At 67.3% G+C, this 21,786-nt stretch carries 16 protein-coding genes; 7 read left to right on the forward strand and 9 right to left on the reverse strand.

From position 1 onward, the window contains the following. Nucleotides 1-423: 423 nt before the first annotated feature. The 3 genes from C1931_RS00085 to C1931_RS00095 form a co-directional block, all read right to left on the reverse strand. Nucleotides 424-1,131, reverse strand: coding sequence for a 2OG-Fe(II) oxygenase (locus C1931_RS00085; RefSeq protein WP_108754967.1), 708 nt, complete (start codon nt 1,129-1,131; stop codon nt 424-426). 108 nt (nt 1,132-1,239) lie between these two features. Further along, nucleotides 1,240-2,256 carry a class 1 fructose-bisphosphatase gene (locus C1931_RS00090; protein WP_108754968.1) on the reverse strand — a complete coding sequence of 339 codons (1,017 nt, stop codon included), beginning with the start codon at nt 2,254-2,256 and terminating at the stop codon, nt 1,240-1,242. Between the two features lie 344 nt (nt 2,257-2,600). Further along, nucleotides 2,601-3,803 carry an amino acid aminotransferase gene (locus C1931_RS00095; protein WP_108751687.1) on the reverse strand — a complete coding sequence of 401 codons (1,203 nt, stop codon included), beginning with the start codon at nt 3,801-3,803 and terminating at the stop codon, nt 2,601-2,603. 168 nt (nt 3,804-3,971) lie between these two features. Between C1931_RS00095 and C1931_RS00100 the strand changes: the two genes are divergently transcribed. From C1931_RS00100 to C1931_RS00115, 4 genes are all read left to right on the forward strand, one after another. Beyond that, complete coding sequence (locus tag C1931_RS00100) at nt 3,972-6,086, forward strand: TonB-dependent receptor (protein ID WP_108754969.1); 2,115 nt, start codon at nt 3,972-3,974, stop codon at nt 6,084-6,086. Between the two features lie 120 nt (nt 6,087-6,206). After that, complete coding sequence (locus C1931_RS00105) at nt 6,207-8,525, forward strand: TonB-dependent siderophore receptor (RefSeq protein ID WP_199913899.1); 2,319 nt, start codon at nt 6,207-6,209, stop codon at nt 8,523-8,525. A gap of 58 nt (nt 8,526-8,583) precedes the next feature. Then, nucleotides 8,584-9,300 carry a response regulator transcription factor gene (locus tag C1931_RS00110; RefSeq protein ID WP_108754970.1) on the forward strand — a complete coding sequence of 239 codons (717 nt, stop codon included), beginning with the start codon at nt 8,584-8,586 and terminating at the stop codon, nt 9,298-9,300. Next, nucleotides 9,293-10,687, forward strand: coding sequence for an ATP-binding protein (locus C1931_RS00115; RefSeq protein ID WP_108754971.1), 1,395 nt, complete (start codon nt 9,293-9,295; stop codon nt 10,685-10,687). Before C1931_RS00110 ends, C1931_RS00115 begins: the two co-directional genes overlap by 8 nt. Before the next feature lie 143 nt (nt 10,688-10,830). Here the strand turns inward: C1931_RS00115 and C1931_RS00120 are convergent, their stop codons facing one another. Continuing rightward, entirely contained in the window at nt 10,831-11,154 is a 324-nt protein-coding gene (locus tag C1931_RS00120) for a hypothetical protein (protein WP_108747923.1), read from the reverse strand. A gap of 143 nt (nt 11,155-11,297) precedes the next feature. Between C1931_RS00120 and C1931_RS00125 the strand changes: the two genes are divergently transcribed. The 3 genes from C1931_RS00125 (at nt 11,298) to ligD (ending at nt 15,207) form a co-directional block, all read left to right on the forward strand. After that, entirely contained in the window at nt 11,298-11,696 is a 399-nt protein-coding gene (locus C1931_RS00125) for a hypothetical protein (RefSeq protein WP_108751691.1), read from the forward strand. 112 nt (nt 11,697-11,808) lie between these two features. Next, entirely contained in the window at nt 11,809-12,744 is a 936-nt protein-coding gene (locus C1931_RS00130) for a Ku protein (protein WP_108757597.1), read from the forward strand. 3 nt (nt 12,745-12,747) lie between these two features. Beyond that, nucleotides 12,748-15,207, forward strand: coding sequence for a DNA ligase D (gene ligD, locus C1931_RS00135; protein ID WP_108754972.1), 2,460 nt, complete (start codon nt 12,748-12,750; stop codon nt 15,205-15,207). Between the two features lie 88 nt (nt 15,208-15,295). On the opposite strand, the gene C1931_RS00140 is transcribed toward ligD, so the two are convergent. The 5 genes from C1931_RS00140 to adh all read right to left on the reverse strand — a co-directional run bounded on the left by C1931_RS00140 (nt 15,296) and on the right by adh (nt 21,763). Continuing rightward, nucleotides 15,296-18,049: a TonB-dependent receptor gene (locus C1931_RS00140; protein ID WP_234412852.1), complete on the reverse strand. Its 2,754-nt coding sequence runs from the start codon at nt 18,047-18,049 to the stop codon at nt 15,296-15,298. 169 nt (nt 18,050-18,218) lie between these two features. Then, the gene (locus C1931_RS00145) at nt 18,219-18,614 is read right to left on the reverse strand and encodes a hypothetical protein (protein ID WP_108754974.1); all 396 of its coding nucleotides are present in this window, start codon (nt 18,612-18,614) and stop codon (nt 18,219-18,221) included. Nucleotides 18,615-18,638: 24 nt separating this feature from the next. After that, a complete protein-coding gene (locus C1931_RS00150; protein ID WP_108754975.1) occupies nt 18,639-19,016 on the reverse strand; it encodes a DUF779 domain-containing protein in 378 nt (125 codons plus the stop codon). Between the two features lie 114 nt (nt 19,017-19,130). Continuing rightward, nucleotides 19,131-20,159 (reverse strand): alcohol dehydrogenase AdhP, encoded by a 1,029-nt coding sequence (adhP, locus tag C1931_RS00155; protein ID WP_108751696.1) that lies wholly within the window; start codon nt 20,157-20,159, stop codon nt 19,131-19,133. Nucleotides 20,160-20,233: 74 nt separating this feature from the next. Continuing rightward, nucleotides 20,234-21,763, reverse strand: a complete 1,530-nt coding sequence (adh, locus tag C1931_RS00160) for an aldehyde dehydrogenase (protein WP_108754976.1) — start codon at nt 21,761-21,763, stop codon at nt 20,234-20,236. Nucleotides 21,764-21,786: the final 23 nt, after the last annotated feature.

The following is a 21,786-nucleotide window of genomic DNA, read 5'->3' on the forward strand; positions in this document are numbered from 1 at the left end:
CGAGTGCCTTTGCTGGTAAGAGTGGCTGCTACAGTACGGCCGCGTCCGGCCAGGTAATCATCGATGCAGTCGAGCGCAATTGGATCGAGGTTTCGTTGGAGGCGACTTTCACACTCGCAAGCCCTCTGGATTGGCCGGAAGACTGTGACGCTCCTGTCAGCATCCATCGTGCAATCAAGGCCGACAGCGCGGATATCACTGAACTGCGAGCATGGGAGGGAAGACCGGGGAGCGATGATTCTCCCTTTGACGAGGCGAATCCCCCGAAAAAGTAATCGGATGTAACACCCGTGGGGGCAGGGTTCGTCGTGCATGCGTCCTGACCGCGCCATCATTTGTGGAACGCCAGCCGACCTGCTGTGCAGGAGCGACCGAAGCGATGGGGGCGTAAGCAGATTGCGCCGCGTCGAGCAGACCCGACATTCACCCCCCAAACAGCTTCTGCGCGCTCTGGAACAGGATCCAACTCGTCGCGATGAACTTGTCCCCACCCTGCGGCCGATTGCCACGATGGGTATGGGTGAATGCTGTCGGCGCGATCAGCAGGCTGCCGGTGCGCGGTGCGATCTTGCGGCCCTGAAACAGGAATTCGGTTTCGCCTTCCTCGAACTCATCGTTGAGGTACAGCGTCCACAGCACGTGCCGGTGCAGGGTTTCGGCCTGCGGGTCCTTCGGGTACAGCTCGCAGTGCCAGTACGGGTAACCGCCCTCGCCCGCCGCGTACCACTGCAGGTTGATGGCACCCGGGCGCAGACAGGTGCGGGCCAGGTCGGCCAGCTGTTCCTGCGCCATGTCGGGGAAATCCTCGGCCGACAGTCGGCGCGGCTGGCCGTTGCTGTCCTGGATCTGCAACATCAGCGGTGCGATCAACGCCTGTGGATAACGGCGTAGATAAGTCAACAGTCCGGCAAAAACCGCCTGCTGCAGTGCGCTGTCCACATCCTTCCAGCCATCCGCGCCACTGATGCGCAGATCCTTGCTGCGCTTGAGTTCCGGGAACACGCCACTGCCCACTGCGCCCGGTTTCAGGTGCTGGCTGGTACGCATGCGGGAAACGATCGCCGCGCAGACGTCGCTGGGGACGGCGTTGTGGATGACTTCGATGAAATCGACCGGACCCGGCTCGTGCATGCGTACATTCCTTCGGCGGCAAGGGCCTGATGGTGCCGTTTGCCGCCGCTGCTGTCACCCTGCGGTCATGTCATCGTTGTGCCATGACCGCTGTAGGGATGGCCGCCGTCAGACGCTCTTCGCGTCGTGCTCCTGGTGATAGCGCACCGCTTCGGCCACTTCCTCGCGCGAACCCAGGAACACCGGCACGCGCTGGTGCAGATGCTCGGGCTGAATGTCGACGATGCGTTCGCGACCGGTCCACGCGGCGCCGCCGGCCTGTTCCACCAGCAGGCCCATCGGGTTGGCTTCGTACATCAGGCGCAGCTTGCCGGCCTTGCCTGGTTCCTTCTTGTCCCACGGGTAGATGAAAATGCCGCCGCGGGTCAGGATGCGATGCACGTCGGCCACCATGCTGGCGATCCAGCGCATGTTGAAGTTCTTGCCGCGCGCGCCTTCCTTGCCGGCCAGCAGATCGCCCACGTAGGCCTGCATGGGTGCTTCCCAGTGGCGCTGGTTGGACATGTTGATGGCAAATTCCTGGGTGGCGGCGGGAATCTGCATGTTGGCGGTGGTCAACACGAACTCACCGGTTTCGCGGTCCAGGGTGAAGGCGTGGGTGCCATGGCCGACGGTCAGCACCAGCTGGGTGCTGGGCCCGTAGATGCAGTAGCCGGCGGCAATCTGCTTGTTGCCCGGTTGCAGGAAGGCATCATCACCCGGCAGTTCGACATGGGTGGGGCAGCGCAGCACCGAGAAGATGGTGCCGACCGAGACGTTGACGTCGATGTTCGAGCTGCCGTCGAGGGGATCGAACAGCAGCAGGAAATCGCCACGCGGGTAGATGTCCGGCACCGGCTGGCTGTGGTCCATTTCTTCCGACGCGCAGGCGGCCAGGTGGCCGCCCCAGGCGTTGGCTTCCAACAGGATCTCGTTGCTGATCACGTCCAGCTTCTTCTGCGCTTCGCCCTGCACGTTGCCGGTGCCGGCATCGCCCAGTACGCCGCCGAGGGCGCCCTTGCTGACGGCGATGGAGATGCTGGTGCAGGCGCGGGCGACCACGGCGATCAGCTGGCGCAGGTCGGCGTTGATGCGGCCGGCGTGCTGTTCTTGAATCAGGTACCGGGTCAGCGAAGTACGGGACATGGCGGGCGGGCCTTGGCAGCGGGGAAACGGCTATTGTCGCTGCTGCGCGCGGCGCGTGCGTGATTGGTTTGAGGGGAAATCGATTACAACGGCGTTGCGCTGGTGGCGCCTTCCTTCATGGAGGCGCAGGGCAAGGCACACCGTGGCCAGGACACGCCATTAACCCATCCATGGGGGCTCGGTCGGCGCATCCATGCGCCTCACGGTCCTGGCCACGGTGTGCCTTGCCCTGCGCTTCAGGGTTCGCCGCGAGCGCGGAGGGTGTGGCAAAAGCAGGAGCAAAGGCAGAGCAAAAACAAAGGCGCCTTTCGGCGCCTTTGTTCTCAGACCAGTGCAGCGGTGCTTCAGCCCTTGGCGACGGTGGCCACGGCCTTGGCGACGTATTCCAGGTTGTTCTGGCTGAGGGCGGCCACGCAGATGCGGCCGGTGCCGACGGCGTAGATGCCGAACTCATCACGCAGACGCTCCACCTGCACGCGGCTGAGGCCGGAGTAGGAGAACATGCCGGCCTGCTGGTTGATGAAACCGAACTGCGGTGCGCCGGCGGCGGCCAGCTTTTCCACCAGACCGCCACGCAGGGCGTGGATGCGCTCGCGCATCTCGGTCAGTTCCTGTTCCCACAGCGCGCGCAGTTCCGGGCTGTTGAGCACACCGGCCACCAGCGCGGCACCGTGGGTGGACGGGCTGGAGTAGATGGTGCGGATGATGCGCTTGATCTGCGACTGCACGGCCTTGGCGTCGTTGGCGGTCGGGGCGACCACCGACAGCGCGCCCACGCGTTCGCCGTACAGCGAGAACGACTTGGAGTACGAGTTGGCGACGATGAAGCTGTCGATGCCGGCTTCGGCGATGATGCGCACGGCCGCGCCGTCCTGCTCGATGCCCTTGTCGAAGCCCTGGTAGGCCATGTCGATGAAGGGGAACAGCTGGCGGTCCTTCAGCAGCTGTGCCACCTGCTTCCACTGGCTGACGGTGAGGTCGGCGCCGGTGGGGTTGTGGCAGCAGGCGTGCAGCAGCACCACGGTGCCCGGCTGCAGCGTCTGCAGATCGGCCAGCATGCCGTCGAAGTTCACGCCATGGGTGGCGGCGTCGAAGTAGGTGTATTCCACCACCTCGAAACCGGCCGCACCGAACACCGCGCGGTGGTTTTCCCAGCTGGGGTTGCTGATGGCGATGGTGGCGTGCGGCAGCAGCTTCTTCAGCAGGTCAGCGCCGACACGCAGCGCACCGCTGCCGCCCACGGTCTGGGTGGTGGCCACGCGGCCGGCGTCCAACAGCGGCGAGTCCTTGCCGAACACCAGTTCACGGGTGGCCTGGGTGTATGCCGGCAGGCCGTCGATCGGCAGGTAGCCGCGCGGTTTTGCTTCGGTGGCGAGCTGCTGCTCGATCTGCTTGACGGCACGCAGCAGCGGAATGCGGCCGCTTTCGTCGTAGTAGATGCCTACACCCAGGTTGACCTTGGTCGGGCGGCTGTCGGCGTTGTACGCCTCGGTCAGGCCCAGGATCGGGTCGCCCGGGACCAGTTCCACGTTTGCAAAGAAGGACACGGCGGTACTCGTTCGATATGAGGGGGAGAAGAAGCGCGGGTCGCGTGGTTGCAGCCGTCGGCCGCAACCGTCCCATCGTAACAAAGCGTGCCACCGGCGCGGCGCTCATCGTCACGCTGCAGCCCGTACCATGCCGTGTTGTTTTCCCCCCGTGGTTGAAGCTGAACAATGAACGAGCCCGTGGCGCGTCGCCGCCTGCCCCTGCTGATCGCCCTGCTGCCGGCTGCCGCCGCGGCGCAGGCCCAGACCACCACCGCGCTGCCCACGGTGGAGGTGCAGGCCGCACGGGTACAGGGCATCGACCCGTTCGCGCTGCCGGCCAGCCAGGACACGGTCTGGGTGGACGACGACCGCAGCGGCGCCAGTGCCCAGCTTTCCGAGGCGCTGGCCGGCGTACCGGGTCTGCTGGCGCGGGACCGGCAGAACTTCGCCCAGGACACCCAGCTGTCGATCCGCGGCTTCGGTGCCCGTTCCACCTTCGGCGTGCGCGGCGTGCGCGTGGTGGTGGATGGCGTGCCGGCCACCATGCCCGACGGGCAGGGCCAGCTGTCGCATGCCAGCCTGCTGGGTGCCGAGCGCATCGAGGTGCTGCGGGGGCCGTTCTCGGCGCTGTACGGCAATTCATCCGGTGGCGTGCTGCAGGTCTGGAGCGCGCAGGGCCAGGCCGGTGATCCCTGGCGGCTGCGGGTCAATGCCGGGGCCGACAACACCCTGAGCGTGGGCGCGCAGCTGCGCGGCGCCAGTGGCGGCATCGACTACAACATCGCCGCCAACCACTTCCGTACCGACGGCTGGCGCGACCACAGCCGGGCCCGGCGCGAATCGTTGAACGCGCGCATTGGCGGCGAGCTGGCCGGTGGCCGCCTGGAGCTGCTGCTGAACGCACTGGACGCGCCCGATGCGCAGGACCCGCTGGGCCTGACCCGCGCACAGGTGGCCGCCAATCCGCGCCAGGCCACCGCGGTGGCCACCCAGTACAACACCCGCAAATCGGTCAGCCTGCAGCAGGCCGGGCTGCGCTGGACCCGCGAGACCGGCGCCCAGCGCTGGCAGCTGATGGGCTACGGCGGGCAGCGCGAGGTGACCCAGTACCTGGCCATTCCGCCGGGCCCGCAGGCCAACCCGCTGCACGCCGGCGGGGTGATCGATCTGGACGGCAACTACGGCGGCGTGGATGCGCGCTGGGGCTGGCGCGGCGATCTGGCCGGTCGCCCGCTGGACGTGGTGGTGGGCGCCAATGCCGACCGCCAGCGCCAGCACCGCACCGGTTACGAGAACTTCATCGGCAGCACGCTGGGCGTGCGCGGTGCGCTGCGCCGCGACCAGCGCGACACCGTGCAGAACGTGGACCAGTTCGCCCAGGCCTGGTGGCAGTGGAGCCCGCGCTGGTCGCTGCTGGCCGGGGTGCGCCACAGCACGGTGCGCTTCGAATCGGACGACCACTACTTCGTTGGCCGCAACCCCGACGACAGCGGTCGCCGCCGCTACCAGGCCACCACCCCGGTGGCCGGGGTCAGCTTCGAGGCCACGCCACAGTGGCGCCTGCATGCGGCGGTGGGCCGTGGTTTCGAAACGCCCACCTTCAACGAACTGGGCTACCGCGCCGATGGCCAGGCCGGGTTGGCGCTGGATCTGGCGGCCGCGCGCAGCCGCAACCTGGAAGTGGGCAGCAAGTGGCATGCGCAGAACGGCACCCAGTTCGACGTGAGCGTGTTCCGCGCCGACACCGATGACGAACTGGCGGTGGCCAGCAATACCAACGGCCGCAGCACCTACCGCAACATCGGCCGCACCCGCCGCCAGGGCGTGGAACTGCAGTACCGGCAGCCGCTGGCCGAACAGCTTGAACTGCAGGTGGCCTGGACCTGGCTGCAGGCGCAGGTGCGGTCCGGCTACCTGGCCTGTGCCGGCAGCGGCTGCAGCGTGCCCGATACCGAAGTGCGGGCCGGCAGCCGCCTGCCCGGCGTGCCCCGCCAGCAGGCCTATGCGCGCCTGCAGTGGTCGCCCGGTGCCTGGCAGTGGGCGCTGGAAGGCACCGCCAGCAGCGACGTGGTGGTGAACGATCTGGCCACCGAACGCGCGCCCGGCTACGCCGTGCTGAACCTGGAAGCTGGCCACCGTTGGTCGCTGGCCACTGGCGATCTGCGCGCGTTCGCGCGCCTGGACAACGTGCTGGACCAGCGCTACATCGGCTCGGTGATCGTCAACGATGGCAACGGTCGCTTCTTCGAACCCGGCCCGGACCGCCGTGCCAGCGTCGGCCTGCAGTGGTCGTGGCGCTGAGTGCGCAGCGCGGCCCGTTACACACGCTTACATTCCCACACGCAGGAACACAGGACGGCGTCGCTATCATGACGCAAATGGGAATCGATCCCATTTGAATCTCCGATAAGGACTCCCCCTGTGACTGCCGATGCCCTCACCCGCGCGGGCCTGCCGCGCGCTGTTCTGCCGTGCCCGCATGCGCCTGGCCTGCGCCGCGCCCTTGCCCTGGCTGTCGCGCTGGCGCTGCCGCTGGCCGCCCATGCCGAGGCCCCGGCCGATGCCAACCCCACCACCCTGGACGGGTTGGAAGTGACCGCGCGCCGCCAGTCGCAGGCCGACAGCTACACCCTGCCGGTCAGCCGCGCCGCCATCGGCCTGGACCTGAGCGTGCGCCAGACCCCGCAGTCGGTCACCAGCGTCACCCGCCAGCAGATGGACGATCTGCAGATCGAGTCCATCGATGACGTGCTGACCAGCACCACCGGCATCACCACCTATTCGCTGGACAACGCCGGCCGCACCACCTTCCGCGCGCGCGGCTTCGACATCGGCAACTTCAAGGTGGACGGCATGCTGGTGAACGGTGCCAGCAGCTTCAGTGGCGGCGGCGCGGCGCTGAACATGGATCTGTACGACCACGTGCAGGTGGTGCGCGGTGCCAACGGCCTGCTGGGCGGCACCGGCGATCCCTCGGCCACGGTCTACCTGGAACGCAAGCGACCGACCGCCGACTTCGGTGGCGCCGCAGCGCTCACCCTGGGCAGCCATGACAAGCGCCGCCTGATGGGCGATGTGAACGTGCCGCTGACCGCCGATGGTCGCGTGCGCAGCCGCTTCGTGGTCAGTGCCGAAGATTCGGACACCTTCCGCCAGCGCGAAGACATCCAGCGCCTGGCCGGACTGGCCAGCTTCGAGGCCGACCTGGGCAGCGCCACCGTGCTGAACCTGGGCGTGCAGTACGAAAAAACCCGCAACGGCGGCGCGTCTTGGGGCAGCAACGTGCCGATCTGGTGGGCCGACGGCAGCCGTGCGCAGCTGTCGCGCAGCACCAACCCTGCCGCCGACTGGAGCCTGGCCAAGCGGGACAACACCACCGTGTTCGGCAGCGTGGAACAGGGGCTGGGCGCGGACTGGACGCTGCGCGTGGCGTTCGCCCATGACAGCGGTGAAAGCTTCACCAACTACGGCGTGGCCAAGGTCAACAACGCCGCGCGCAACCAGGGCTTCGCCGGCTTTTGGAACCCGGACGGCAGCGGCGCCTTCCTCAACGCCATCCACAGCGAATCGGAAACCCGCCGCGACAACCTGGACATCAGCGCCAGCGGCCCGCTGCAGCTGTTCGGTCGCGAGCACCAGCTGATGGTGGGCTTCAACGGCTACCGCAGCGAGATCACCGACTACAGCTTCAGCGCCGCGCTGGGCAACTGCACCATTGCCGGCGTGGCGCCGTGGAGCGGCTGCCAGTACCGCGCCGTGGGCCTGCCGATCGCCGATTGGCGCAGCTGGGATGGCAGCTACGCCGGCTTTGAAACCTTCCGCACGCCCGCACGCAGCAAGACCACCACCGAGAACCTGGGCGGCTACCTGGCCGGTCGTTTCAGCCTGGCCGACCCGCTGTCGCTGGTGCTGGGCACGCGGGTGAGCAACTACAAGACCTATACCCAGACCTACACCCAGGCCGACGTGCGCACCCGTGGCGCGGCCAGTGGCGAACAGCAGGTGGTCACCCCGTATGCCGGCCTGGTCTGGGACTTCGCGGCGAACTATTCGGCGTATGTGAGCTACACCGATGTGTTCAGCCCGCAGGGCAACGTGCGCGATGCCAACGACACCCTGCTCGATCCGGTGACCGGCAAGAGCTACGAGGCCGGCATCAAGGGCGAATGGGCCGACGGCGCACTGAACGCAGCGCTGGCCCTGTTCCGCAATGAGCAGAACAACGTGGCAGAAAGCACCGGCGAGGTGCATCCGGACACCGGCCTGACCATCTACCGCGCGGTGGATGGGGTGAAGTCCAAGGGTGCCGACCTGGAAATCAGCGGCCGCCTGGCCCAAGGCTGGAACGTCTATGCCGGCTACACCTGGCTGCAGGTCGATGGCCTGTCCTACCAGCAGGACCCGCGCCACCTGCTGCGCTTGAACACCACCTGGACCCTGCCCGGTGCATTGTCGAAGCTGACCATTGGCGGTGGCCTGTCGGTGCAGAGCGGCACGGTGATGTCGACCAACCCCGGCCGCCCGCTGGGCGGTGGGCGCTACGACGCCAGCAACCTGCCGATGGGCGGCTACACCCTGGTGAACCTGATGGCGCGCTATGCCCTGACCGATACCGTGCAGCTGGCGGTGAACGTGAACAACCTGACCGACAATACCTACTACACCCAGTACGGCTTCTACGACGGGTTGATCTTCGGCGAACCGCGCAGCACCACCTTCAGCGTGCGTGCGCGCTTCTGATCCCACCGACGGCGGCGCCTGCACTGCGGGGCGCCGCCGCTTCTGGGAAGATGCAGCAATGACTGACAACGCCGCTGCCACTGCGCGCATCCTGATCGTCGATGACGATCCGGAAATCGGCGCGCTGCTGGCCGAATACCTGGGCCGGCACGGCCTGCACACCGATACTGCCGCCGAAGGGATGGCCATGTGGGCAGCCCTGGATCGCCAGCGCTTCGACGCGGTGGTGCTGGACCTGATGCTGCCGGGCGAGGATGGCCTGGCTCTGTGCCAGCAGCTGCGTGCGCGCACGGCGCTGCCGGTGATCATGCTGACCGCCCGCGGGCGTGCGGCCGACCGTATCCTGGGGCTGGAACACGGCGCCGATGACTATGTGGCCAAGCCGTTCGACCCGCGCGAGCTGCTGCTGCGGCTGCAGGCGGTGCTGCGCCGGGCGCAACCGGCGGCGCTGGCCACGCGGCTGCGCTTTGCCGGCTGGACCTTGGACACGCGCACCCACCAGCTGCAGGCCGACGATGGCCGCCGCCACCTGCTGGGCGAGACGGATTTCATTGCGTTGCAGTTGTTCCTGCGCCACCCCGATGAAGTGCTGGAACGCGATTACCTGGTGGAACAGGTCTATGGGCGCGACCGCCTGCCCAGTGATCGCAGCATCGACATGTGCATCAGCCGGCTGCGGCAGATGCTGGAACACGACAGCCGCGCGCCGCTGCTGATCCGTACCGTGCGCCACCGCGGCTACTGCCTGGCCGGGCCGGTACACGCCGATGGCTGAGCCGCGCCAGGGCTGGCCGCGCACCCTGTACGGCCGCCTGGTACTGGTGCTGGTGGCCGGCATGCTGCTGGCCCAGCTGCTGACCGGCACGATCTGGCATGACGCCCGCTACGAGCGCGTGGCCGAGATTCCCGCACGGCTGGCCGCCGCCCACGTCGCGCAGAGCCTGCGCCTGCTGGAAGCGCCGGGATCGCCACTGGCCGGTGCCGACCCCGCGTTGCTGTCCACCGCCGATCTGACCGTGCACGCGGTCGACGACGGTGGCCCGGTGCCGCTGCGTGCGCGTGACCGGGCGGTCGAACACCTGCTGCAGGCCGCACTGGCCAGCGAACTGGGCGCGCCGCGCGAACTGCACCTGCAGCACCTGCGCCTGTACGACGGGCAGGGACGCGAGGACGACAAGGCGCTGTCGGCCCGCCACGTGGCCGGGCAGTTCCAGTTGCGGGTGCGCAGCAGCACCGGCCGCTGGCTGCAGTTCGACGTGCGCGAAGGCCAGGCCGGCCTGCAGCTGGAGCCGGGCCACGCCCTGAGCGACTACCTGCTGCGCATCTATGGGCTGCGCACCTTGCTGATCGTGCTGCTGGCCCTGCTGGTGGTGCGCTGGCTGACCCGCCCGCTCACCCGCCTGGGCGCCGCCGCGCAGGCGCTGGGCCACAACCTGCATGCACCGCCGCTACCGCTGGAGGGGCCGCGCGAAGTGCGCCAGGCCGCGCAGGCCTTCAACCAGATGCAGCAGCAGCTGCAGCAGGCCGCGCAGGCGCGCGAGGAACTGCTGGCCGCGGTATCGCACGACCTGCGTTCGCCGTTGACCCGGCTGCGCCTGCGTACCGAACTGCTGGCCGATGAAAGCGCGCGCACGCGCTGGCGTGCCGATCTGGACGACATGCAGGAGCTGGTGGATTCGATCCTGGACTACAGCAGCGCCACCCAGCTGCGCGGCGAACGCGAGCCGCTGGATATCAACGCGCTGCTGCGCACGGTGGTGGACGATGCACGCGAGGCCGGGCATGCGGTACAGCTGCAGGGACAGGTGGGCGCGGCCTACCGCGGCTTCCCGCGCAGCCTGAAGCGCGCGCTGGCCAACCTGCTGGACAACGCCGGGCGCTATGGCGGCGGCGCCTGGGTAAAGGCCTGGAGCGATGCTCGGGCCATCCACATCCGCATTGTCGATGAAGGGCCAGGCATTCCTGCCGAACAACGCGCACGCATGCTGCAGCCGTTCCAGCGCCTGGAAGCCTCGCGCAGCGCGCGGCACGGCGGTACGGGGCTGGGCCTGAGCATTGCCGTGGCCGTGGTGCAGGCGCACGGTGGGCAACTGGTGCTGGAAGACGGCGAGGCGGGGCGCGGGCTGTGCGTGCGCATTACCTTGCCGACCACGCCCCGGTAGAGTCGAGCTTGCTCGACTGGCTTCTGTAGAGCCGAGCCATGCTCGGCCGCCTGGAAGCAGTCGAGCAAGCTCGACTCTACCAAGGGCAGTCGAGCAAGCTCGACTCTACCAAGGGCAGTCGAGCACGCTCGACTCTATCCCGCTCAATCCGGTGCCTTGGCCGGTACGAACGGCGAGGTCGGGTCGCTGGCCGGGAAGGTCTCTTCCAGTGCCTGATCCTGGTTGTCGCTGGCGTGCTGCTTGCGTTCGCGGCGCTTGAGCGGGCTCTCCTGCCCGCCCCGGTGGCGGTCGCCACAGTCCTTGCGGTCCTGCGCCGCCTGTTCAGGGTGGTGGACCACGGGCAGGGCGTCCACGTGCTCGGCAGGCATGCCGGCGCCGCGGTCTTCGGCATCGGCCAGATCATGCTTGGCACGTTGTTCGCCCGGAACCGGGGTGTGGGTCTGGCGTAGGGGATCTCGGCTGGACATGGGCGTGCTCCGCGGACGGGGCGTCCACTACAGCGCCGCGCGGGTAAAGGAACCGCGAACCCGGCGTCATGAACATATCTGTCACGGCTGGATAACGGCACCGCCGGTATTCCTGCCCTCCCGCCTCGCTGCAGGAGCCGGCCATGCCCCGTCTTGAACGCCCCGCCCCGTCCGTGTTCAACGCCCTGCTGGACCCGGCCGCGCCGCGCCCGGCGCAACGTCGCAGCCGTCGCCATGAAGATCCGCAGGCCGTGGCGCAGGACTACCTGCAGTACATGCTGAACGACTACGAGACCCGCCGTGCCCACGGCCACCGCAACTGGCGTGACCTGTGCCCGGTGTACGCCTTTGCGTTGACCACCCACGCCGCCGACTGGCCGCGCGGCGATGCCGCCGACACCTGCGAGGAACTGGCCGAGCACTGGGAACAGATGCGCGGGCAGTCGCGCATGGGTTGGGCGCAGGCGCGCCCGGTAGTGGAAGACGCCTGGCGCGCGCTGGACCACATTCCGACGGCAGCGGTGCGGCCATTGCTGCAGTGATGCAGCACCGAACCCACGCGCGCCTGCACCACCCGCCCTGCACGGCCCCGACACGGCTGTTTCACGGCGGCCGACCGAAGCTGTGCGCCCCGCCGCTACGCAGGTGCGTGCCATGGCCCGCCCGATCTGGACCGGAACCCTTTCCTTCGGCCTGCTGAACGTGCCGGTGTCGCTGATGTCCGGTGAACGCAAGGTCGACCTGCAGTTCCGCATGCTGGATTCACGAGACCGAAAGCCGATCCGCTTCGAGCGGGTCAACGCCGATACCGGCGAAGAAGTGCCGTGGAAGGACATCGTCAAAGCCTACGAATACGACAAGGGCAGCTATGTCGTGCTGGAAGAAGGCGATATCCGCTCGGCGGCACCGGAAAGCCACGAAACCGTGGAAGTGGAAACCTTCGTCGATGCCAACGCCATCGATCCACGCTACTACGAGAAGCCCTACCTGCTGCTGCCTGGCAAGAAAGCCGAGAAGGGCTACGTACTGCTGCGTGAAACCCTGCGCGACACCGGCAAGGCCGGCATTGCGCGGGTCGTGGTGCGCACGCGCGAGTACCTGTGCGCGGTGATGCCGCAGGGCCATGCGCTGGTGCTGATGATCCTGCGCTATCCGCAGGAACTGGTCGATCCGGAAGATTACAAGCTGCCCACCGGCAGCCTGGCCGACTACCGCATCACCGCCAAGGAAACGGCGATGGCCGGCCAGCTGATCGAATCGATGGCCGCCGATTGGGACCCTTCGCAGTACCACGATGAGTTCCGCGAGCGCCTGCAGCAGGTGCTCAACAAGCGCATCAAGTCCAAGGGCGGCACCACCCGCGTGGAAGAAGAGCCGGAACCGCGCGAGGACGCCACCACCAACGTGGTGGATTTCATGGCGCTGCTGCAGAAGAGCCTGGATGCGAATACGCGCACGCCGGCGAAGAAAACCGCCGCACGCAAGGCGCCAGCGAAGAAGGCCAGCAAGGCGAAGAAGGCGACCGCGAAAACCGCTGCCAAGACCGGCAAGGCAACGAAGAAGGCCGCGCCGCACCGCAAGGCAGGCTGAGCCGTGTCCCTGCACCAGTACCGCCGCAAGCGCCGCCTGGGCGGGGGCAGCGGGCAGACACCCGAGCCCGACGATGCCCCGGCGGCCGGCAACCCGAAGCGGCGCCCGCAGTTCGTCATCCAGCTGCACCACGCCAGCTCCCGCCACTATGACTTCCGTCTGGAGATGGATGGCGTGCTCAAGAGCTGGGCGGTGCCCAAAGGCCCGTCGCTGCGCGTGGGCGAGAAGCGCCTGGCGGTGGAGGTGGAAGATCATCCGCTTTCCTATGCCGGTTTCGAGGGCGACATTCCCGAAGGCCACTATGGCGCGGGCCATGTGCAGGTATTCGACCACGGCAGTTGGGCCTGCGAAGGCGATCCGCTGCAGGCCCTGGCCGACGGCAAGATCGACTTCGTGCTGCACGGGCAGCGCTTGGCTGGCGGCTGGAAGCTGGTGCGCACGGCCATGAAGGGGCGCCAGGTGCAGTGGCTGCTGATCAAGCGCGATGATGCGCAGGCACGCGATGCGGAGGCCGATGATCTGCTGCAGGAAGCCACGCCAGCGCGCGCGGTGGCCCGCACGCGCGGCACGACACGCAACGCGCCACGCAAGGCTGATGCACGCTGGCACGCGCGCGCGCTGAAGCTGGCCGGTGCACGTGATCATGCATACCCGCGCGGCTTCAAGCCGCAGCTGACCGACCACCGCGACAGCGCGCCCGACGGCGAGCGCTGGCTGCATGAGATCAAGTGGGATGGCTATCGCTTGCTGGCCGACCTGCACGAGGGCGAGGTGAAACTGCGCTCGCGCAATGGCCTGGACTGGACCGCCGACTTCCCCGAAGTCACCCAGGCCGTGCGCGCGCTGCCGGTGCGCGATGCGCGCCTGGATGGCGAGCTGGTGGTGCTCGATGCACAGGGACGCAGCGACTTCGCCGCCCTGCAGCGAGTGATCGATGGCAGTTCGAAGCAGCCGCTGCGCTACATCGTGTTCGACCTGCCCGGGGTGGCCGGCGTGGACATCAGTCGTGCGCCACTGGTCGAACGCAAGGCCTTGCTGAAGCAGCTGATCGGGACGGAACCGGGCACGTTGGCCTTCAGCGAGCACGTGCTCGACCACGGGCCGGCGGTGTTCGCCGCCAGTGGCGACGCCGGCTTCGAGGGCATCGTCAGCAAGCAGGTGGACGCGCCCTACGTGAACACCCGCGCGCGCAGCTGGGTGAAGGTGAAGCATGAAGACAGCGACGAGTTCGTCATCGTCGGACACACCGCACCCAAGGGCAGCCGGGTCGGCTTCGGTTCGCTGCTGCTGGCCACGCCCGATGGCGGTGGCCTGCGCTATGTGGGGCGGGTCGGCACTGGTTTCGACGATGCAAGCCTGAAGAGGCTGGGCAGCGTGCTGGCGCCCTTGGCGGTGAAGACGCCGGTGCTGGAACTGCCGGCCCATGTCCCGTTGCGAGCGTCCAGCGTGCGCTGGGTGAAGCCGCAGGTGGTGGCCGAGGTCGCCTTCCGTGGCTGGGGCAAGGAAGGGCTGCTGCGCCAGGCCAGCTTCAAGCGCCTGCGCAGCGACAAGGGAAAGCAGGACCTGGGCGTGGCACAGCCCGCTGCGGGGCGCGATGACACTGCGGTAGCCATCAGCCATCCCGAACGGGTGGTGTACCCGCGGCAGAAGGCCAGCAAGGGGGATGTGGCCGACTACTACCGGCAGATGGCGCGCTGGATCCTGCCGGAGATTGCCGCTCGCCCGCTGTCACTGCTGCGTTGTCCGGACGGCGTCGGCAAGGCCTGCTTCTTCCAGAAGCACCACGGACCGGGCCTGGGCGATGCGGTGCATGCCGTGCCGCTGCAGCAGAAGAGCGGGCGCGAGGACTACGTCTATATCGACGATGCGCGCGGTTTGCTGCAGCTGGTGCAGATGAACACGCTGGAGCTGCATCCGTGGGGCGCGACGGTGGATGATCCCGAGCATCCGGACCGGCTGGTGTTCGACCTGGACCCCGGCGACGGTGTGTCCTGGGCGCAGGTAAAGACGGGTGCCCGCGATGTGCGCGACCGCCTGCTGCAGGTCGGCCTGCAGAGCTTCGTGCGGTTGTCCGGTGGCAAGGGCGTGCACGTGGTGGTGCCATTGCAGCCGAAAGCCGATTGGGAACAGGCCAAGGCATTCTGCGAGGCCTTCGCGCAGGCGATGGCGCTGGAACAGCCTGAGCGCTACGTGGCGACGATGAGCAAGGCCAAGCGCAGCGGCGTGATCTTCATTGACTGGCTGCGCAATACCCGCGGTGCCACCAGCGTGTGCTCGTGGTCGCTGCGGGCACGCGACAGCGCCGGCGTCGCCGTACCGCTGCGCTGGGACGAGCTGGCGCGGGTGAGTGCTGCCGATGCCTTCCCGATGGCCAAGGCCTTGGCCCGGGCGAAGCGGCTGAAAGCCGACCCCTGGCAGGGCATCGAACGGTTGCAGCAGGTATTGCCGCGCGGTAATCGGTAGCGCCGGGCCACGCCCGGCGAGCGCGCAGCGCGGATACGTTGCGTGTCGCCGGGCACGGCCCGGCGCTACCAGATCACTGCGGCGCCGATCAGAAGTCCGCGCGGATGCCGAAGGTCACCCGGCGCCCGGAGAACTCGTACTGGGTGGGGAAGGCCTTGTTGATCGTATAACCGCTGGTCTTTTCATCCAGCAGGTTGATCGCTTCCAGGTTCACCTTCCAGGTGTCGTTCAGGCGCAGGCCGATGGAGGCGTCCAGCTGGCCATAGGCATCGCGGTAGACCGGGTACATGTTCAGGTGGATGTACTCGACGTACTTGTCCTTGTAGTTGTACGAGGCGCGCGCGCTGAAGCGATCGTTCTCGTAGTACAGGGTGAAGTTGTACGCCTTCTCGGCCAGGCCTTCCGGCGGCGTGGGAATGTCCAGGTCCGACGCGCCGGTCAACGAGTTGTCCAGCTGGGTGTAGTTGGCATTGATGCCCCAGCCTTCCAGCGCGGGGTGCAGCATCGACAACGGCAGCTGCGCCACCAGCTCCACGCCGGTCACCTTGTAGGAACCGTCCGCATTGACCGGCTGGTAGACCTCGAAGTCGTAGTAGCCGTCCAGCGAGCCGTTGGCATTGAGCTTCTCCACGCCGGGCACGATGCCGGTCAGCGACTGCCGCACCACGCCATCGATTTTCTTGGAGAAGTACGATGCGGCCAGCAGCCCGCCGTTCTGCAGGTACTTCTCAACGCCCACTTCCCACTGCCGGGCGGTGGTCGGCTTCAGTGCCGGGTTGCCGTCCATGAAGCGGAAGCTGCTCCAGCTGACCGTGCGGCGGTAGGCGATGTCGGTCAGCGACGGGCGCATCAGCGTTTCCGATGCGGCACCGCGCAGCACCAGGCCATCGGCAATCTCGGCGGTCATGTTGAAACTGGGCAGCACATCGCTGTAATCGCCGCTGCTGGAAATCGGCGTGGGCGTGTAGCCGTTGCTGCCATCGGCCTTCTGCACCGGGTGGAAGCCGGCCGAATCCACATCGGTGTCGATCGAGCGCACACCCAGGTTGGCATACACCGGCACCCGGCCGATATCGAAGTAGAAATCCGCCATGGCGTACAGCGCCAGGGTCTTCTCCTTCACTTCGTAGTACTGGCCTGGATCAATCGGCGTGCTGTAGCCGGGGTAGCGGAACGTCGCACGTGCGTAGGCGTTGGACACCTGCTGCCAATCCAGATCGCTGGGGCGATAGCCACCGCCCGGCGCCAGCTGGCTGATCCAGGTCGGGTTGCTGTCGGCCAGGGTGCGGGTGTTCACCCAGGCCACGCTGCCGGCGCTGGGGCCCTGGATCTTGCCGCTGCCGAACGCGCGTTCCTTGGTCTTGTCGGTATAGCGCGCGCCGAACTGCACGGCGTTGAGCGCGGGGAAGAACGCCAGGTTGAGCTGCCGGCGCAGGTCGAGCTGCGCGGCGTACTTGTCATCCTTCACGTTCTCCACTTCGGTTTCGTAGGCCTCGAACAGGTATTTCTCCGGCGAGGCATACATGTTGAAACCGTTGGAGGCTGCACTGGGCACGGTCTCGCCGCCATCGGCAGTCCAGCGCGTGCGCGAGGGCGCATAGGCCACATGCTTCAGGTTGGCGTAGTCCGAATCCTTGCGCGCGCCGGAGTAGCCGACCAGCGCGTCGATATCCCAGCCGCCCACCTTCCAGTCCAGTTTGCTGCTGAACTGGCGATAGTCGGTGTTGGCGCTGCGTTCCTTGCTGAGGATCTCGTGCTGGGTGGCGGTGTAGGACACATCCTTCAGCACGGTGATGCCATAGGCCGACAGGGTGTCGCTGTCGTAGTCGTGGATGGTGTCGAGCGTGCTGCGGCTGGAGGCCGAATAGGCGGCCGCATCGTACTCGTCCTCATGCGTGTCGTAGCCACCGAACATGGCATCGAAGCTGAGCGAGAACGTATCGCTGGGCTTGAACTGCAGCGATGCGGTGGCGCCCCACTGGTCCTGTTCGTTCAGATAGACGCGGTCGCCGACCTTGTCCTGGAAGATGATGCGGCTGGTTTCATCCTTGTCCATGCGGTCCTGCACGATGATGCCCGCATCGCGCGCCAGCACCGCCGCGGCCTGCGCGCCACGCGTGCCTGACGCCTCCAGGAAGCGCCCCATCGGCCGGAAGTTGATGCCCGAGTTGGAGTCGGTACGGTTCGTGCGCTTGGCCTTGGAGAACGACACCAGGCCGCCCCAGTCGCCCCAGGTGTCGCTGGCCAGGAACGAGATCTTCGGATCGATCTTGCCGTTGATCGAGTTGTGCGAAGCTTCGGCCGAGGCACTGAACTTCGGTTCGGCATAGTCGAACGGCTTGGCGGTTTCGATATAGACCGAACCGGCGATGCCACCTTCCTCGTCGGCCGCGGTCGGCGACTTCTGCACCGTCACCGTCTGCACCACGTCGGCGGCGAAGATGTCGAACTGCACATCACGCCCACCGCTGCCGGAGGCCGTGGCCAGGTTGTTGATCGACACCAGGGTGAACTCGCTGGGCAGGCCACGCACGCTGACCTTGCTGCCCAGGCCCTTGTTGCGTTCGATGGTGACACCGGGCATGCGCTGCAGCGCTTCGGCCAGGTTCTGTTCGGGGAAATCGGCCACGTCGGTGGCCACGATCGAATCGGAGAAACCGATGTTGGCGCGCTTGAGGTCGACGGCCTTCTCAAGGCTCTTGGCGTAGCTGCCGGTCACGGTCACCGTGTCCAACTGCTGCAGCTGCTGGCGGGTATCGCCATCGGCGGCCTCTTCGGCCATCGCGTCGATGGGCAGCACGGCCAGGCCGCCGATCAGCACCGCATGCACGGCGCGGGACAAAAGCTTCGCATGGGGAGCCGCAACGGCGGCTTCCCGGATCTGGTGACGCATCGGATGATTTCCCGGTTCCCTGTGGTGTCTTACGCCGCGCCTGCCCCTTTATCCGTGGGTGCAGGCCCCTGCGCCGCGTTGCCGACGTTCGGCGGGCACCGAGCCTAGGGGGGAAATGTTAAGCCTGTGTTGCGCTGCGCGACGGACGGCGCCCGAACCACCAGCCCAGCAGCAGTTGCACCGGCAGTGACAGCAGCAGGGAAACCGCGAACCAGCGTGGGAAATCGCCGCCCATCAGCCACAGACCGTAACCGGCACCGAGCACCAGCAGCAGCCACACCGACGTGCCGTGCGCGCGCGGCCAGCACGGCGCGTAGTAGGTGGCGAAGGCAATGGCGGCGATGCCGCCCAGCACGCTGAAGGCCAGGTCCCAGCCCAGCTGCGCCTCACTGCCCGGGTGCAGGCCGAACAACGACGGCAGCCAGCCACCGGCGCTGCTGACCAGGGCCAGGGCAAGCAGCGCACCGATCAGGGCGACGATGGACAGGAAGATGGTTTTGAGCAGGGCAGGCATGCACACATTGTACGGCGCGCCGGGTCATGCCTTGCCGGCGGCCTGCAAGGCGGCGAACTCTTCATCGCTGAACAAGCGCGAGCGCACCAGGAAGCGCACGCCCTCGCCGTTTTCCAGCGAAAACATGCCGCCCCGCCCGGGCACCACGTCGATGATCAGCTGTGTGTGCTTCCAGTATTCGAACTGCGAAGGGCTGATGTGAAACGGCGCGCCGCCGATCTCACCCAGGCAGACGTCACGGTCGCCCACGATGAAATCGCCCTGCGCAAAGCACATCGGCGAAGAGCCATCGCAGCAGCCACCGGATTGATGGAACAGCAGCGGGCCGTGGCGCGCGTGCAGCCGCTCGATCAGCTGCAGTGCGGCCAGGGTGGCGGTGACCTGTGGCGGAAGGTCGTTCATGGGAGCCTCGTTGCGGGTCAGAGCCCTCTGCCAGTGGCAGAGGGATCCGACCCCTTGCACGGTCGCCGCGCCCGTGGGAGAGGGGGACGGGCGCGGCAGCCGTGCGCGGGAGGGTCAGGCGGCGAAGTCCAGCACCACGCGGCCTTCAATGGTGCCCGCGTGCATGCGCGCGAACACGTCGTTGACGTTCTCCAGGCGGTCGGTGCTGACCGTCGCCGCCACCTTGCCCTCGGCAGCGAACAGCAGCGATTCCTGCAGGTCCAGGCGGGTGCCGACGATGGAACCGCGCACGGTCACCCCGTTGAGCACCATGCCGAAGATATCCAGCGGGAAGTTGCCCGGCGGCAGCCCGTTCAACGACACCGTGCCGCCGCGGCGAACCATGCCCAGCGCCTGCTCGAACGCCTTGGGCGACACTGCGGTGACCAGTGCACCGTGCGCGCCGCCGATTTCCTTCTTCAGGAACGCGGCCGGATCGGTGGTGCGCGCATTCACCGTCACCTGCGCGCCAAGGCGCTCGGCAAGCTTCAGCTTGGCATCGTCCACGTCCACGGCCGCCACGTTCAGGCCCATGGCGCGGGCGTACTGCACGGCCATGTGGCCCAGGCCGCCGACGCCGGAAATCACCACCCAGTCGCCGGGCTTGGTGTCGGTCACTTTCAGGCCCTTGTAGACGGTCACCCCGGCGCACAGCACCGGTGCGATCTCCACGAAGCCCACTCCCTTGGGAAGCAGGCCGACATAGTTGGCATCGGCCAGTGCGTACTCGGCGAAACCGCCGTTGACCGAATAGCCGGTGTTGCGCTGTGTTTCGCACAGCGTTTCCCAGCCGCCCAGGCAGTGTTCGCAATGGCCACACGCCGAGTACAACCAGGGGATGCCGACCCGGTCACCTTCCTTGATGTGGCCGACCCCGCCGCCCACGGCCACGACGTGCCCCACGCCCTCGTGGCCGGGGATGAACGGCGGGTTCGGTTTCACCGGCCAGTCGCCCTCGGCGGCGTGCAGGTCGGTATGGCAGACGCCACAGGCCTCGATCTTGACCAGTACCTCGCCCGCCCCCGGGCGCGGTACCACCACTTCTTCGATGACCAGCGGCTTGCCGAACTCACGGACAACGGCGGCCTTCATGGTTCTGTTCATGCATGGATCTCCGTAGTGCGCTTGCGGACAGAATGGCGCCGGCGGCGAACCGGCGCCTTGATCACGATCAAACTTCAGAAGAAACCCAGCTTCTTCGGCGCGTAGCTCACCAGCAGGTTCTTGGTCTGCTGGTAGTGGTCGAGCATCATCTTGTGGTTTTCGCGGCCGATGCCCGACTGCTTGTAGCCGCCGAAGGCCGCGTGCGCGGGATAGGCGTGGTAGCAGTTGGTCCACACCCGCCCGGCCTGGATCGCGCGCCCGACCCGGTACAGGCGCGCCGCATCGCGGCTCCACACGCCCGCACCCAGGCCGTACAGCGTGTCGTTGGCGATCTGCAGGGCCTCTTCTTCGGTCTTGAAGGTGGTCACCGCCACCACCGGCCCGAAGATTTCTTCCTGGAAGATGCGCATGCGATTGTGGCCCTTGAACACGGTGGGCTTCACGTAGAAGCCGCCGGCCAGGTCACCCTGCAGCGTGTTGCGCTCGCCGCCGATCAGCACTTCGGCGCCCTCCTGGCGGCCGATATCGATGTAGGACAGGATCTTTTCCAGCTGCTCGCTTGATGCCTGCGCGCCGATCATCGTGTTCGGGTCCAGCGGGTCACCCTGGACGATCGCCGCCACGCGCGCCAGCACGCGCTCGATGAACGTCTCGTAGATCGATTCCTGCACCAGCGCACGCGAGGGGCAGGTACAGACCTCGCCCTGGTTCAGCGCGAACATCACGAAGCCTTCCACCGCCTTGTCGAGGAAATCATCGTCTTCGGCCATCACATCGGCGAAGAAAATGTTGGGCGACTTGCCGCCCAGCTCCAGGGTGACGGGAATCAGGTTCTGGCTGGCGTACTGCATGATCAGGCGGCCGGTGGTGGTTTCACCGGTGAAGGCGATCTTGGCGATGCGCGGGTTGCTGGCCAGCGGCTTGCCCGCTTCCAGGCCGAAGCCGTTGACCACGTTCAGCACGCCCGGCGGCAACAGATCGCCGATCACTTCCATCAGCACCAGGATCGAGGCCGGGGTCTGCTCGGCGGGCTTGAGCACCACGCAGTTGCCGGCGGCCAGCGCCGGCGCCAGCTTCCACGCCGCCATCAGCAGCGGGAAGTTCCACGGAATGATCTGCCCGACCACACCGAGCGGTTCGTGGAAGTGGTAGGCCACGGTGTCCGCATCGATCTCGGACAGGCTGCCTTCCTGCGCGCGCAGGGCACCGGCGAAGTAGCGGAAGTGATCGACCATGAGCGGCAGGTCGGCGTTGAGCGTTTCGCGGATCGGCTTGCCGTTGTCCCAGGTTTCGGCGTGCGCCAGCAGTTCCAGGTTCTGCTCGATGCGGTCGGCAATGCGGTTCAGCACCAGCGCGCGCTGGGCCACCGGGGTGCGGCCCCAGCCCTCCCGGGCGGCGTGGGCCGCGTCCAGCGCCGCCTCGACATCCTCGGCCTTGGAGCGGGCCACTTCGGTGAACACCTGGCCGTTCACCGGCGAGGTGTTGTCGAAGTACTGGCCGCTGCGCGGCGCGACCCAGTCGCCGCCGATGTAGTTGCCGTAGCGCGGCTTGAAGATCGAACGCGGGTCGGTGGCATGCGGACGGGTGGACGGTACGGCGTTCATGCGGGGCTCCCAACGGGTTGGCG

The sequence above is a fragment of the Stenotrophomonas sp. YAU14A_MKIMI4_1 genome, assembly GCF_003086855.1.
Taxonomy (GTDB): Bacteria; Pseudomonadota; Gammaproteobacteria; order Xanthomonadales; family Xanthomonadaceae; genus Stenotrophomonas.